The 14,119-nt window shown below is 72.5% G+C and carries 13 protein-coding genes; 11 read left to right on the top strand and 2 right to left on the bottom strand.

Annotated elements, in window-relative coordinates; genetic code table 11:
• Positions 1 to 74 precede the first annotated feature (74 nt).
• The 9 genes from ACFU3E_RS01050 to ACFU3E_RS01010 are packed head-to-tail and all read left to right on the top strand — an operon-like array spanning position 75 to position 10,675.
• On the top strand, positions 75 to 869 hold the full coding sequence (locus ACFU3E_RS01050) for a TIGR03084 family metal-binding protein (RefSeq protein ID WP_384150036.1): 795 nt from the start codon (positions 75 to 77) through the stop codon (positions 867 to 869).
• A complete protein-coding gene (locus ACFU3E_RS01045; protein ID WP_384150033.1) occupies positions 866 to 2,533 on the top strand; it encodes an acyclic terpene utilization AtuA family protein in 1,668 nt (555 codons plus the stop codon). Before ACFU3E_RS01050 ends, ACFU3E_RS01045 begins: the two co-directional genes overlap by 4 nt.
• A complete protein-coding gene (locus tag ACFU3E_RS01040) occupies positions 2,530 to 4,128 on the top strand; it encodes an acyl-CoA carboxylase subunit beta (protein ID WP_384150030.1) in 1,599 nt (532 codons plus the stop codon). The genes ACFU3E_RS01045 and ACFU3E_RS01040 overlap by 4 nt, the downstream gene beginning before the upstream one ends.
• 11 nt (positions 4,129 to 4,139) lie before the next feature.
• On the top strand, positions 4,140 to 5,984 hold the full coding sequence (locus ACFU3E_RS01035) for an acetyl/propionyl/methylcrotonyl-CoA carboxylase subunit alpha (RefSeq protein WP_384150027.1): 1,845 nt from the start codon (positions 4,140 to 4,142) through the stop codon (positions 5,982 to 5,984).
• 55 nt (positions 5,985 to 6,039) lie between these two features.
• Complete coding sequence (locus tag ACFU3E_RS01030) at positions 6,040 to 7,161, top strand: acyl-CoA dehydrogenase family protein (RefSeq protein WP_384150024.1); 1,122 nt, start codon at positions 6,040 to 6,042, stop codon at positions 7,159 to 7,161.
• 52 nt (positions 7,162 to 7,213) lie between these two features.
• On the top strand, positions 7,214 to 8,785 hold the full coding sequence (locus ACFU3E_RS01025) for a 4-coumarate--CoA ligase family protein (RefSeq protein WP_384150021.1): 1,572 nt from the start codon (positions 7,214 to 7,216) through the stop codon (positions 8,783 to 8,785).
• Entirely contained in the window at positions 8,782 to 9,516 is a 735-nt protein-coding gene (locus ACFU3E_RS01020) for an enoyl-CoA hydratase family protein (RefSeq protein WP_384150018.1), read from the top strand. The genes ACFU3E_RS01025 and ACFU3E_RS01020 overlap by 4 nt, the downstream gene beginning before the upstream one ends.
• Positions 9,504 to 10,115, top strand: a complete 612-nt coding sequence (locus ACFU3E_RS01015; protein ID WP_384150015.1) for a TetR/AcrR family transcriptional regulator — start codon at positions 9,504 to 9,506, stop codon at positions 10,113 to 10,115. The genes ACFU3E_RS01020 and ACFU3E_RS01015 overlap by 13 nt, the downstream gene beginning before the upstream one ends.
• A gap of 2 nt (positions 10,116 to 10,117) precedes the next feature.
• Positions 10,118 to 10,675, top strand: coding sequence for a hypothetical protein (locus tag ACFU3E_RS01010; protein ID WP_384150012.1), 558 nt, complete (start codon positions 10,118 to 10,120; stop codon positions 10,673 to 10,675).
• 15 nt (positions 10,676 to 10,690) lie between these two features.
• On the opposite strand, the gene pdxH is transcribed toward ACFU3E_RS01010, so the two are convergent.
• Positions 10,691 to 11,359 carry a pyridoxamine 5'-phosphate oxidase gene (pdxH, locus tag ACFU3E_RS01005; RefSeq protein WP_384150009.1) on the bottom strand — a complete coding sequence of 223 codons (669 nt, stop codon included), beginning with the start codon at positions 11,357 to 11,359 and terminating at the stop codon, positions 10,691 to 10,693.
• A gap of 285 nt (positions 11,360 to 11,644) precedes the next feature.
• Between pdxH and ACFU3E_RS01000 the strand changes: the two genes are divergently transcribed.
• On the top strand, positions 11,645 to 12,745 hold the full coding sequence (locus tag ACFU3E_RS01000; RefSeq protein ID WP_384150006.1) for a citrate synthase 2: 1,101 nt from the start codon (positions 11,645 to 11,647) through the stop codon (positions 12,743 to 12,745).
• A 51-nt stretch (positions 12,746 to 12,796) separates the two neighbouring features.
• Here the strand turns inward: ACFU3E_RS01000 and ACFU3E_RS00995 are convergent, their stop codons facing one another.
• On the bottom strand, positions 12,797 to 13,207 hold the full coding sequence (locus tag ACFU3E_RS00995) for a diadenosine tetraphosphate hydrolase (protein WP_384150603.1): 411 nt from the start codon (positions 13,205 to 13,207) through the stop codon (positions 12,797 to 12,799).
• 416 nt (positions 13,208 to 13,623) lie between these two features.
• Here ACFU3E_RS00995 and ACFU3E_RS00990 point away from each other — a divergent pair, with 416 nt between their 5' ends.
• Positions 13,624 to 14,040: a RidA family protein gene (locus ACFU3E_RS00990; protein ID WP_384150003.1), complete on the top strand. Its 417-nt coding sequence runs from the start codon at positions 13,624 to 13,626 to the stop codon at positions 14,038 to 14,040.
• Positions 14,041 to 14,119 lie beyond the last annotated feature (79 nt).

The following is a 14,119-nucleotide window of genomic DNA, read 5'->3' as shown; positions in this document are numbered from 1 at the left end:
TTCTGGGCTCGCTGCCATGCTCCTCAGCACGCCGCACCACCCCGCACACCGCCGTGCCCCGAGGGGAGCGCCCCGTGTCCGATCCGCTGTCCGTGATCGACGATCTGCGCGAGGAGAGCGAGGAACTCGACCGCCTCGTGGCCGGGTCGCCCCCGCAGCGCTGGTCGCTCGCGACCCCCGCGCCCGGCTGGACCGTGGCCCACCAGATCGCCCATCTCGCCTGGACGGACCGCTCGGCCCTGCTCGCCGTCACCGACGCCGGCGGCTTCCGGGCGCTGGTCGAGAAGGCCCTCGCCGCGCCGGGCTCCTTCGTCGACGAGGGCGCCGAGGAGGGCGCGGAACTCCCGCCCGACGAGCTGCTCGCGCGGTGGCGCGGCGGCCGTACGGCACTGGAGGAAGCCCTGCGGGCCGCCCCGCCCAAGGCCCGTTTCCCCTGGTACGGACCGCCCATGTCGGCCGCCTCCATGGCGACGGCACGCCTGATGGAGACCTGGGCCCATGGGCAGGACGTGGCCGACGCCCTGGGCGTGGTGCGCCCGCCCACCGGCCGGCTGCGGCATGTGGCCTGGCTCGGGGTACGGACCCGGGACTTCGCCTACGGCGTGCGCGGCCTGACCCCGCCCGCCGACCCGTTCCGCGTCGAACTGCGCGCTCCTTCCGGCGGCCTGTGGACGTACGGCCCCGAAAACGCTGCTCAGCGGGTCACCGGTCCCGCCCTCGACTTCTGCCTCCTGGCGACCCGGCGCGCCCACCGCACCGAACTCGCCCTGCACGCCGACGGCCCCGACGCCGACCGCTGGCTGGACATCGCGCAGGCCTTCGCGGGACCGCCGGGCGGCGGGCGCCCGCCGAAGGAGCCGGCCTCGTGACCCTCCGCATAGGCAACGCCTCCGGCTTCTACGGCGACCGCTTCGACGCGATGCGCGAGATGCTCACCGGCGGCGAACTCGACGTCCTCACCGGCGACTACCTCGCCGAGCTGACCATGCTCATCCTCGGCCGGGACCGCCTCAAGGACCCCACCGCCGGATACGCCCGCACGTTCCTGCGGCAGCTGGAGGACTGCCTGGGGCTCGCGCACGAGCGGGGCGTCAAGGTCGTCACCAACGCGGGCGGGCTCAATCCGGCCGGACTCGCGCACGCCGTACGGCAGTTGGCCGACCGGCTGGGCATCCCCGTACGCGTCGCCCAGGTGGCGGGCGACGACCTCACCGCCGCCTACCCCGGCAGCCTCGCCGCCCACGCCTACCTCGGCGGCTTCGGCATCGCGGAGTGCCTGCGGGCGGGCGCCGACGTCGTCGTCACCGGGCGGGTGACGGACGCCGCCCTGGTCACCGGGCCCGCCGCCGCCCACTTCGGATGGGCCCCGCAGGACCACGACCGGCTCGCGGGTGCCGTGGTCGCGGGGCACGTCCTGGAGTGCGGGGCGCAGGCCACCGGCGGCAACTACGCCTTCTTCCGGGACGGTGACGTCCGCCGCCCCGGCTTCCCGCTCGCCGAACTGCACGAGGACGGCAGCTGCGTCATCACCAAGCACCCCGGCACCGGTGGCTTCGTCGACGTCGGCACGGTCACCGCGCAGCTGCTGTACGAGACGGCCGGTGCCCGGTACCCGGGGCCGGACGTCACCGCCCGGCTGGACACCGTACGGCTGCGCCAGGACGGGCCCGACCGGGTGCGGATCGAGGGCGTGCGCGGAGAGGCACCGCCGCCCACCCTCAAGGTCGGGCTCAACCGGCTCGGCGGCTTCCGCAACGAGGTCGTCTTCGTGCTCACCGGCCTCGACATCGAGGCCAAGGCCGCCCTGGTGCGGGAACAGATGGAACCCGCCCTCGGCGACGTCGCCGACGTGCGCTGGGAACTGGCCCGCACCGACCGCCCCGACGCCCCGGGCGAGGAGCTGGCGAGCGCGTCGCTGCGGCTCGTCGTACGGGACCCCGACCAGGAGGCCGTCGGGCGGGCGCTGAGCGGGGCGGCCGTGGAGCTGGCGCTGGCCAGTTACCCCGGCTTCCATGTGGCGGCCCCACCGGGCAAGGGCTCGCCCTATGGGGTGTTCGAGGAGGTGTACGTCCCCCAGGGTGACGTCGGCCATGGGGCGGTCCTCCACGACGGAGACCGGGTTCCGGTGCCGCCGCCCCCCGGCACCCTCGTACTCGACGACGTTCCGGAGCCTGCGCTCCCCGAGCCGCTGCCGCCCGGGCCGGTCACCAGGGCCCCTCTCGGCCTCGTCGCCGGCGCCCGCAGCGGCGACAAGGGCGGCGACGCCAACGTCGGGGTGTGGGCGCGCACGGACGACGCCTGGCGGTGGCTCGCGCACGAACTCACCGTCGACCGGTTCCGGGAGCTGATCCCCGAGAGCCGCGAGCTGACCGTCGTACGGCACGCGCTGCCGAACCTGCGCGCCCTCAACTTCGTCGTCGAGGGGATCCTCGGCGCCGGCGTCGCCGCCCAGCACCGTTTCGACCCGCAGGCCAAGGCCCTCGGTGAATGGCTGCGCTCCCGCCACCTGGACCTGCCGGAGGCCCTCCTGTGACCGTCCTGACCTCCGCGCTCGACCCCCAGAGCCCCGACCACCTGGCCAACCGCGAGGCCATGCTCGCCAAGCTCGCCGCACTCGACGCCGAGCACGCCAAGGCCCTCGCGGGCGGCGGCGCGAAGTACGTCGAACGGCACCGGGGACGCGGCAAGCTCCTCGCCCGCGAGCGCGTCGAACTGCTCCTCGACCCCGACACACCCTTCCTGGAGCTGTCCCCGCTGGCCGCCTGGGGCAGTGACCACACCGTCGGCGCGTCCCTCGTCACCGGCATCGGCGTCGTCGAGGGCGTGGAGTGCCTGATCACCGCCAACGACCCGACCGTGCGCGGCGGAGCGAGCAACCCCTGGTCGCTGAAGAAGGCCCTGCGCGCCAACGACATCGCCCTCGCCAACCGGCTGCCCTGCATCAGCCTGGTGGAGTCCGGCGGCGCCGATCTGCCGTCGCAGAAGGAGATCTTCATCCCCGGCGGCGCCATCTTCCGCGACCTCACCCGGCTGTCCGCCGCCGGCATCCCCACCGTCGCCGTCGTCTTCGGCAACTCCACCGCGGGCGGCGCCTACATCCCCGGCATGTCCGACCACGTGATCATGGTCAAGGAGCGGGCGAAGGTGTTCCTCGGCGGTCCGCCGCTGGTGAAGATGGCGACCGGGGAGGAGAGCGACGACGAGTCCCTGGGCGGCGCCGGGATGCACGCCCGCGTGTCGGGCCTCGCCGACTACTTCGCCGTCGACGAGCAGGACGCGCTCCGGCAGGCCCGCCGCGTGGTCGCCCGCCTCAACCACCGCAAGGCGTACGGCGATCCGGGCCCGGCCGAGCCGCCCAGGTACGCCGCCGACGAACTCCTCGGCATCGTCCCCGGCGACCTGAAGAGCCCCTTCGACCCGCGCGAGGTCATCGCCCGGATCGTCGACGCCTCCGACTTCGACGAGTTCAAGCCGCTGTACGGGGCCAGCCTGACGACCGGCTGGGCCGCCCTGCACGGCTGTCCGGTCGGCATCCTCGCCAACGCCCAGGGGGTCCTGTTCAGCGAGGAGTCCCAGAAGGCCGCCCAGTTCATCCAGCTCGCCAACCAGCGCGACATCCCCCTGCTCTTCCTGCACAACACCACCGGCTACATGGTCGGCAAGGAGTACGAGCAGGGCGGCATCATCAAGCACGGCGCGATGATGATCAACGCCGTCAGCAACTCGAAGGTCCCGCATCTGTCCGTGCTGATGGGCGCCTCCTACGGCGCCGGCCACTACGGCATGTGCGGCCGGGCCTACGACCCCCGCTTCCTCTTCGCCTGGCCCAGCGCCAAGTCGGCCGTCATGGGCCCGCAGCAGCTCGCGGGCGTGCTGTCGATCGTCGCCCGCCAGTCGGCCGCCGCCAAGGGGCAGCCCTACGACGAGGAGGCGGACGCGGCGCTGCGCGCCATGGTGGAGCAGCAGATCGAGTCCGAGTCGCTGCCGATGTTCCTGTCCGGGCGGCTGTACGACGACGGCGTCATCGACCCGCGCGACACCCGCACCGTCCTCGGTCTGTGCCTGTCCGCGATCCATACCGCCCCCTTCGAAGGCGCGCGCGGCGGCTTCGGCGTCTTCCGGATGTGAGGGACCTTTCCGTGATCGCTTCTCTGCTGGTCGCCAACCGGGGCGAGATCGCGTGCCGAGTCTTCCGCACCTGCCGCGACCTGGGCATCCGCACCGTCGCCGTGCACTCGGACGCCGACGCGCACGCCCTCCACGCGCGAGTGGCCGACGTGAGCGTACGACTTCCGGGGGAGGCGCCCGCCGACACCTATCTGCGCGGCGACCTGATCGTGAAGGCCGCGGTCGCGGCCGGCGCGGACGCCGTGCACCCCGGCTACGGCTTCCTCTCCGAGAACGCCGGCTTCGCCCGGGCCGTCCTGGACGCGGGCCTGCGCTGGATCGGCCCGCCCCCTCAGGCCATCGAGGCGATGGCGTCCAAGACCCGCGCCAAGCAGCTCATGGGCGTCCAACCCCTCACCGGGGTCACCGAGGCCGACCTGCCCGTGCTGGTGAAGGCGGCGGCGGGCGGCGGCGGCCGGGGCATGCGCGTGGTACGGCACCTGGCGGACCTGGACGCCGAGCTGGCCGCCGCACGCGCCGAGGCCGCGAGCGCCTTCGGCGACGGCGAGGTCTTCGTCGAGCCGTATGTGGAGAACGGCCGCCACGTCGAGGTGCAGATCCTCGCCGACACCCACGGCACCGTCCGGGCCCTCGGCACCCGCGACTGCTCCCTGCAGCGCCGCCACCAGAAGGTGATCGAGGAGGCCCCGGCGCCCGGCCTGTCCGCCGCGCTCGACGAGGAGGTCCGCGCCCTCGCCGTACGGGCCGCCCGGGCCGTGGACTACGTGGGCGCCGGAACGGTCGAGTTCCTCGTCGCCGACGGCAGGGCGCACTTCCTGGAGATGAACACCCGCCTCCAGGTCGAACACCCCGTCACGGAGGCGGTCTTCGGCGTCGACCTGGTGGCGGAGCAGATCCGGATCGCCGAGGGCCACCCCCTCGAGAACGACCCGCCACGCGCGCGTGGCCACGCCGTGGAAGCCCGCCTGTACGCCGAGGACCCCGCCCGCGACTGGTCCCCGCAGACGGGCACCCTGCACCGCCTCTCCGTCCCCGCCCCGGTCCGCCTGGACACGGGGTACACGGACGGCGACGAGATCGGCGTCCACTACGACCCCATGCTCGCCAAGGTCGTGGCGCACGCCCCCACCCGCACGGAAGCCGTCCGCAGGCTCGCCGCCGCCCTGGAACGCGCCGTGATCCACGGCCCCGTCACCAACCGCGACCTCCTGGTCCGCTCCCTGCGCCACCCGGAGTTCACCGCGGCCCGCATGGACACCGGCTTCTTCGACCGCCACCTGCCGGACCTGACCGAGGCGTCCCCCGACCCGTACGCCCCGCTGGCGGCGGCCCTCGCCGACGCCCAGGGGCGCTCCCGCTTCGGCGGCTGGCGCAACGTACCGTCCCAGCCGCAGAGCAAGCGGTACCTGATGGCGGGCGAGGAGCACGAGGCCCGTTACCGGCACACAAGGAACGGCCTGGAGGCGGACGGGGTGCGGGTGGTGCACGCCGACGAGGGGCTGGTCGTCCTCGATGTGGCCGGGGTGGAGCGGAAGTACCAGGTCACCCGCTACGGCGATCAGGTCTACGTCAACACCACCGCCCTGACCGCCCTGCCCCGCTTCCCCGACCCCACCACCCAGCACGCCCCCGGCTCCCTCCTGGCTCCCATGCCCGGCACGGTCGTCCGCGTGGCCGAAGGCCTGACCGCAGGAACACCCGTCAAGGCGGGAGACCCCCTCCTCTGGCTGGAGGCGATGAAGATGCAGCACAAGATCACAGCGCCGGTGACGGGAACGCTGGCCGACCTGTGCGTCGCACCCGGGCAACAGGTCGAGCCGGGCTCACTGCTGGCAGTTGTGACAGAGACCCCCTAGGGGCGCAGGGAACTGCGCGACACGCCACGACGAGCCCGCACGCGAAAGGACCCCCATGGACACCCACGACCACAAGGCCCTGCGAGAAGCCGTCTCCGCACTCGGCAAACACCACGGCCGTCCCTTTGACCCCGCACAACTCTGGTCGGAAGCCGCCAAACTGGGCTACATAGGCGTCAACCTCCCGGAGGAGTACGGCGGCGGAGGGGGAGGTGTCTCCGAACTCTCCCTCGTCCTCGAAGAGCTCGGCGCCGCGGGCTGCCCGCTCCTCATGATGGTGGTGTCCCCCGCCATCTGCGGCACGGTGATATCCCGCTTCGGCACGGACACCCAGAAACAGCAGTGGCTCCCCGGTCTGGCCGACGGCACCCGCCTCATGGCCTTCGGCATCACGGAACCCGACGCGGGATCCAACAGTCACCGCATCACCACCACGGCACGCAAAGACGGAGCCGACTGGCTCCTCACCGGCCGCAAGGTCTTCATCTCCGGCGTGGACATCGCGGACGCGACCCTCATCGTCGGCCGCACCGAAGACGCCCGCACCGGCCGCCTCAAGCCCTGCCTCTTCGTCGTCCCGCGCGACGCCCCCGGCTTCACCCGCCGCCCCATCGACATGGAACTGAACGCCGCGGAGAAGCAGTTCGAACTGGTCCTGGACGACGTACGACTGCCCGCCGAAGCCCTGGTCGGCGACGAGGACGCGGGACTCCTCCAGCTCTTCGCCGGCCTCAACCCCGAACGCATCATGACGGCCGCCTTCGCGATCGGCATGGGCCGCTACGCCCTCGCGAAGGCCGTCGAGTACGCCCGCGACCGCACCGTCTGGAACGCCCCCATCGGCGCCCACCAGGCCATCGCCCACCCCCTCGCCCAGGCGCACATCGACCTCGAACTCGCCCGCCTGATGATGCAGAAGGCCGCCGCCCTCTACGACGCGGGCGACGACACGGGAGCCGGAGAAGCCGCCAACATGGCCAAGTACGCAGCCGGGGAAGCCTGCGTGAAGGCGGTCGACCAGGCCGTGCACACCCTCGGCGGCAACGGCCTCACGCGCGAGTTCGGCCTCGCCTCACTGATCACGGCCGCGCGCGTGGCTCGTATTGCCCCGGTGAGCCGGGAGATGATTCTCAACTACGTCTCCCACCAGACTCTCGGCCTGCCCAAGTCGTACTGAGGGGTCCTCACAAGAACCCCTCGGACGGCCCGCGCGCGAGGAGGAACCAGCCATGTTCCGCAGCGAGTACGCAGACGTCCCGCCCGTCGAACTGCCCATCCACGAAGCGGTCCTGGCCCGGGCCGCCGAGTTCGGCGACATCCCGGCGCTGATCGACGGCACCGACGGCACCACCCTCTCCTACGAGCAGGTGGACCGGTTCCACCGGCGCGTCGCCGCCGCCCTCGCCGAGGCCGGTGTCCGCAAGGGCGACGTCCTCGCCCTGCACAGCCCCAACACCATCGCCTTCCCGACCGCCTTCTACGCGGCCACGCGCGCGGGTGCCACCGTCACCACCGTGCACCCGCTCGCCACCGCCGACGAGTTCGCCAAGCAGCTACGGGACTCGGCGGCCCGCTGGATCGTCACCGTGTCACCGCTCCTGGACGTCGCCCGCCGGGCCGCCGAACTCGCGGGCGGCGTACGCGAGATCTTCGTGTGCGACAGCGCGAGCGGCCACCGCTCCCTCATCGACATGCTGGCCTCCGCGGCCCCCGAGCCACAGGTCGCCATCGATCCCGCCGAGGACATCGCGGCCCTGCCGTACTCCTCCGGCACCACCGGCATCCCCAAGGGCGTGATGCTCACGCACCGGCAGATCGCCACCAACCTCGCCCAGCTCCACCCGGCGGTCCCCGCGGGCCCGGGGGACCGCGTCCTGGCGGTGCTGCCCTTCTTCCACATCTACGGCCTGACCGCCCTGATGAACGCGCCCCTGCGACAGGGCGCCACCGTCGTCGTCCTGCCCCGCTTCGACCTGGAGCAGTTCCTCGCCGCCATCCAGGACCACCGCATCACGGCCCTGTACGTGGCCCCGCCGATCGTCCTGGCCCTCGCCAAGCACCCGGCCGTCGCCCAGTACGACCTGTCGTCCCTGGACTACGTCATCAGCGCCGCCGCGCCCCTGGACGCCCGCCTCGCCGCCGCCTGCTCCGAGCGGCTCGGCCTGCCGCCCGTCGGCCAGGCCTACGGCATGACGGAACTGTCACCCGGCACGCACGTCGTCCCCCTGGACGCCCTGAGCAAGGCCCCGCCCGGAACCGTCGGCAAGCTCATCGCCGGCACCGAGATGCGCATCGTCTCCCTCGACGACCCCGGCAAGGACCTCCCCGCCGGCGAATCCGGCGAGATCCTCATCCGCGGCCCCCAGATCATGAAGGGCTACCTCGGCCGCCCCGACGCCACCGCCGCGATGATCGACGCCGACGGCTGGCTGCACACCGGCGACGTGGGACACGTGGACGGTGGGGGAGGCTGGCTGTTCGTCGTCGACCGGGTCAAGGAACTCATCAAGTACAAGGGCTTCCAGGTGGCCCCCGCCGAGCTGGAGGCCCTGCTCCTCACCCACCCGGGCATCGCCGACGCCGCCGTCGTCGGCGCGTACGACGCCGACGGCAACGAGGTCCCGCACGCGTACGTGGTCCGCCAGCCGTCCGCCGCGGACCTCACCGAGGCGGAGATCATGATGTACGTCGCCGAGCGCGTGGCCCCCTACAAGCGGATCCGCCACGTCACCTTCATCGTCGGCGTCCCCCGCGCGGCCTCCGGCAAGATCCTCCGCCGACAGCTCCGGGAGAGCACATGACGCTGATCGCCCGCACCCGCGCGCGTGCCGTGGAAACCCTGTCCCTCGACTCACCCGGGAACCGCAACGCCCTGTCGGCGGCCCTGGTCGGCGAGCTGGCCGACGCGCTCGCCGACGCCGGCGAGGACACCGGCGTCCGCGCGATCGTCCTCACCCACACCGGCAACACGTTCAGCGCGGGCGCCGACCTCAAGGATCCGCCACCGCCCGAGGCGCTGGTCGCCCTGCTGCGGCAGATCATCGAGCTGCCCAAACCGGTCGTCGCCCGGGTCACCGGCCACGTCCGCGCGGGCGGCCTCGGCCTCCTGGCCGCCTGCGACATCGCGGCCGCCGCCACGGACGCCACCTTCGCCTTCACGGAGGTCCGCATCGGGGTCGCCCCCGCGGTCATCTCCCTCCCGCTCCTGCCCCGCACGAACCCCCGCGCCCTGGCCCGCCACTACCTGACGGGCGAACGCTTCGACGCGGCGGAAGCGAGAGCGACGGGCCTGGTCACCACCTGCGCCGACGACGTCGACACGGCCCTGGCCCCCATCCTGGACGGCCTGCGCAGGTCCGCCCCCGACGCCCTGGCCGAGACGAAACGGCTGCTCACGGCTAGGGTGCTGGAAGCCTTCGACCGGGACGCTGCCGACCTGACCGCGCTCTCGGCCCGGTTGTTCTCCTCTCCGCACGCCCGCGAGGGGATGACGGCCTTCCTCGAACGACGGGATCCGGCATGGGTGGTGTGAGCACGGTCGACCGTGCGGAGAGAGTCCCCAAGCAGGACCGCAGCCGGGCCACCCGGCAGCGGCTCCTCGAAGCCGCCGTGTCCTGCCTCGCCGAACACGGCTGGGCGGGATCCACGGTCTCCGTGGTCGCCGAGCGCGCCGGTGTCTCCCGCGGCGCCGCCCAGCACCACTTCCCGACCCGCGAGGACCTCTTCACGGCCGCCGTCGAGTACGTCGCCGAAGAACGCTCCACGGCCCTGCGCGCCCTGTTCCCCGAGGGCGCGGCCGGAGACCGTCACGCCGTCGTCGCCGCCCTGGTCGACCTCTACACGGGGCCGTTGTTCCGCGCCGCCCTCCACCTGTGGGTCGCCGCCTCCAACGAGGAGCAGCTCCGGCCCCGCGTCACCGAGCTGGAATCCCGCGTCGGCCGCGAGACCCACCGCATAGCCGTCGACCTCCTCGCCGCCGACGAATCAGTCCCCGGCGTCCGGGAAACGGTCCAGGGCCTCCTCGACATGGCCCGCGGCCTGGGCCTCGCCAACCTCCTCACGGACGACGCGGCCCGCCGGCAACGGGTGGTGGCCCAGTGGGCCGGGCTGCTCGAGGAGACACTGGGCTGACCATGGGGGACCGGTTCCAGACGATCGTCGACCTCGACGCCGGCGCGGCGGACGCCGAACCCCTGGCGCACCGGGTCGTGGAGTGGCTCGTGGCGCAGGGCGTCGTCCTCGCCGGCCGCACGCGGTGCGTCCCCGGACAGCCACCCGGCCATCCCCCCGGCCCCCACTGGGAACGGGCCGTGACCGGCGACTGGGACCATGAGCCCTGGGACGGCCTCGCCGTCCACACGGCCCGCACGGGCTTCACCAGCGGCGCGGACATGCCGGGGGCGGCCGTCTGCCCTCACTGCCGTACGGTCACCGCGCTGGACGACGACGTGTGGCCGCGCTTCAGCACCGCGATGCAGGCCTGGTACGAGACCGGGAGCGCCTCCGTCCCCTGCCCCGCCTGCACCGCGTCCGTCGCCGTCCCGGACTGGTCCTGGGACGAGTGCCCCCTGGCCTTCGGCCACCTCGGGTTCGAGTTCTGGAACTGGCCCGACCTCACCGAGGACTTCCGCACCCGCCTGGCCGCCCTGCTCGACGGCCACCGCACGGCCTACGTGTGGGGACGGATCTGAGCCCCGGAGAAGACCTCAGGGGCTGAGCCGCTCCACGCGCCAGCTGCCGTCCGGCCGCTCCACGTACCGCAACCGGTCGTGCAGCCGGTTCTCGCGGCCCTGCCAGAACTCCACCGTCTGCGGGGCCACCCGGAAACCGCCCCAGTTCGGGGGCACCGGCACCTGCTCGCCCTCCGGGTAGCGGGCGGCCAGCTCGGCGTAGGCGCCGTCGATGTCGGCGCGGGTGGAGACCACCGAGGACTGGGCGCTGGCCCACGCCCCCAGCTGCGAGCCGTGCGGGCGGGTGCGGAAGTACGCCGCCGTCTCGTCCCGCCCGGTGCGCCGGGCGACCCCGCTCACGATGACCTGCCGGGCCATGGGGTGCCACGGGAACAGCAGCGAGACGTACGGGTTCTCCGCCAGGTCATGGGCCTTGCGGGAGTCGTAGTTCGTGTAGAAGACGAAGCCCTGCTCGTCGAAGTGCTTGAGCAGCACCGTGCGGGAGCTCGTCCGTCCCTCGGCGTCGGCCGTCGAGACGATCATGGCGTTCGGTTCGAACAGCCCGCCGTCCGTCGCGGCCTGTTTGAACCAGCGCGCGAACTGCTCGACGGGCGTGGCGGCCAGCTCGGTCTCGGAGAGCCCCTCGGCCCGGTACTGCTTGCGCATCGAGGCCAGATCGATGGGGACGTCGTCGCGGTCGGTCACCCGGTCATCTTGCCGTATGGACGGTGTCCTTCGTCACTGCGTGGCACTGAGTGCCGTGAACCCTCCCCAAGCGTGGCACTCGGGGATATCGTTTCCGTGCCGTTGCGGTTGGGTGACCGCCAGCCGTTCGGGGCATCACAGGGGAGACCGTGCCAGGACCGCGAGTCGCGTGGACGACCGTGGATCCCCCGGACGGCCGCCCGCTTCGCCAGCTGACTGACACATGGTTCGTTCGCCCCACCCCACATCACACCATCTGTCGCTTACATCACGAGGAGCCGCCTGATGTCCGACTTCGTACCCGGGCTCGAGGGAGTCGTCGCGTTCGAGACGGAGATCGCCGAACCGGATAAGGAGGGCGGCGCACTCCGGTACCGGGGCGTCGACATCGAGGACCTCGTCGGCCACGTCTCCTTCGGCAACGTCTGGGGCCTGCTCGTCGACGGCGCCTTCAACCCCGGCCTGCCGCCCGCCGAGCCCTTCCCCATCCCGGTGCACTCCGGCGACATCCGCGTGGACGTGCAGTCCGCCCTGGCCATGCTGGCGCCCGTCTGGGGTCTGAAGCCCCTCCTCGACATCGACGGCGAGCAGGCCCGCGCGGACCTGGCCCGAGCGGCCGTCATGGCGCTGTCCTACGTCGCCCAGTCCGCCCGCGGCCAGGGCCTGCCGATGGTCCCGCAGCGCGAGATCGACAAGGCCCAGTCCGTCGTCGAACGCTTCATGATCCGCTGGCGCGGCGAGCCGGACCCCAAGCACGTGGCGGCGGTCGACGCGTACTGGACGAGCGCCGCGGAGCACGGCATGAACGCGTCCACGTTCACGGCGAGGGTCATCGCCTCGACCGGCGCGGACGTGGCAGCGGCGCTCTCCGGCGCGGTGGGCGCGATGTCCGGCCCGCTGCACGGCGGCGCCCCCTCCCGTGTCCTGCACATGATCGAGGAGATCGAGCGCACGGGCGACGCCGAGGCCTACGTCAGGCAGACCCTCGACAAGGGCGAGCGCCTCATGGGCTTCGGCCACCGCGTCTACCGCGCCGAGGACCCGAGGGCCAGGGTCCTGCGCCGCACGGCCCGCGAACTGGGAGCCCCCCGCTTCGAGGTCGCCGAGGCCCTGGAGAAGGCCGCCCTCGCGGAACTCCACGCCCGCCGTCCCGACCGCGTCCTCGCCACGAACGTCGAGTTCTGGGCGGCCATCGTCCTGGACTTCGCCGAGGTCCCGGCCCACATGTTCACGTCCATGTTCACCTGCGCCCGCACGGCCGGCTGGTCGGCCCACATCCTGGAGCAGAAGCGCACGGGCCGCCTGGTCCGCCCCTCGGCCCGCTATGTGGGCCCGGGCACCCGCGACCCCCGAGAGATCGAGGGCTACGAGGGCATCGCCCACTGACTCGCCCCCCGCACGGCCTCACCCGACCCGGGGTGAGGCCGTCCGCGTGCCTCACCCCGCGAGCCGGTCCAGCTCCTCGCCGATGGCCTCCCGCAGCCGGTCGTGACGAGGCCCGAGCGCATACCGCTCCTCGCCCCACCTCTCCCGCGGATAGAGCCACACGGGCCGCTGCACGAGCTCCGCCGGCTCCCAGTCGTACCGCGGCCACACATGCGCGTGCAGGAAACCGTCGGCGTTCCCGAGGATCTCCAGATTGACCCGCCGAAACCCCGGCCCCACCCGTCGGCAGACCCGCTCGACGGCTTCCCCCAGCCGGTCCATGTCGGCCAGGAAGGCCAGCCGCCCGCTCCGCGGCAGCCCGGACAGCCGCTGCACCGCGGGATCCTCGGTCAGCAGCACCGAGTAGCCGGGCAGAAACTGCACATCGCCGATCACCGCGAACCCGGAGTCCAGCCTCCGCATCACGGTCGGGTTCTCACCCCGCAGGGCGCTGCCGATCCGGTCGTCGCGCCACGCATCCACCGCCGTCGCCCCCCGGAAAGCGCAGAAGAAGGCAGGCGACCCGCGAGTCTGGTTCCTCCTGAGGAGGAGCCGGCCGGACGTACCGGCGACTCGCGGGTCGGGTGACTGCTTGAGATTGGGCCGGCTGCACGTCGCTCACGCGCCGGCTCGGCACCGCACTGAATGTGGTGTCGGGCTGCTAGCCCGCAGCCACCTCTTCCGTCCGGTATGCATACATCTGCCGAACCACCTCCCTTCTGAAGTGCTTGCCACCCTAAGCAGCCCGCTGCGGGCGGCTCAACTGTTTTTCCGAGACCTCAGGGCGTGCCTCGTCTCGTATTGGACGTATGAACGATCCCCTGCCTAGCGTTCGGCGCATGACGGAGCGGCGGCAGGCGATTCTCAGCGGTTCGGTGTTCGAGGAGCGGATCGGGTATGCCCGGGCGGTCGTGGACGGGGACTGGGTGCACGTGTCGGGGACGACCGGGTTCGACTACGCGGACATGACGATCTCCGAGGACGTGGTGGAGCAGGCCGAGCAGTGTCTGCGGAACATCGGGGCCGCGCTGGAGGAGGCCGGTTCTTCGTTCGCGGACGTCGTGCGGGTGCGTTACCTGCTGCCGGAGCGGGAGGACTTCGAGCCGTGCTGGCCGGTGCTGCGCGCGTGCTTCGGTGAGGTGCGTCCGGCCGCGACGATGATGGTGTGCGGGCTGGCGGACCCCCGTATGAAGATCGAGATCGAGGTGTACGCGCGGCGGGGGAGCGGCGATGGGGCCCTGCCGTTGATCGACTGAGGGCGCCGGTCGGTCGGTGTTGTGTCCGGCGGGGCGGCCTCCGGGGCGTTGACGTGGGGATTGCCGCCGTACAACGATT

It is taken from the genome of Streptomyces sp. NPDC057424, assembly GCF_042803315.1.
GTDB lineage: Bacteria > Actinomycetota > Actinomycetes > Streptomycetales > Streptomycetaceae > Streptomyces.
This window is presented reverse-complemented; position numbering and strand designations above follow the sequence as displayed.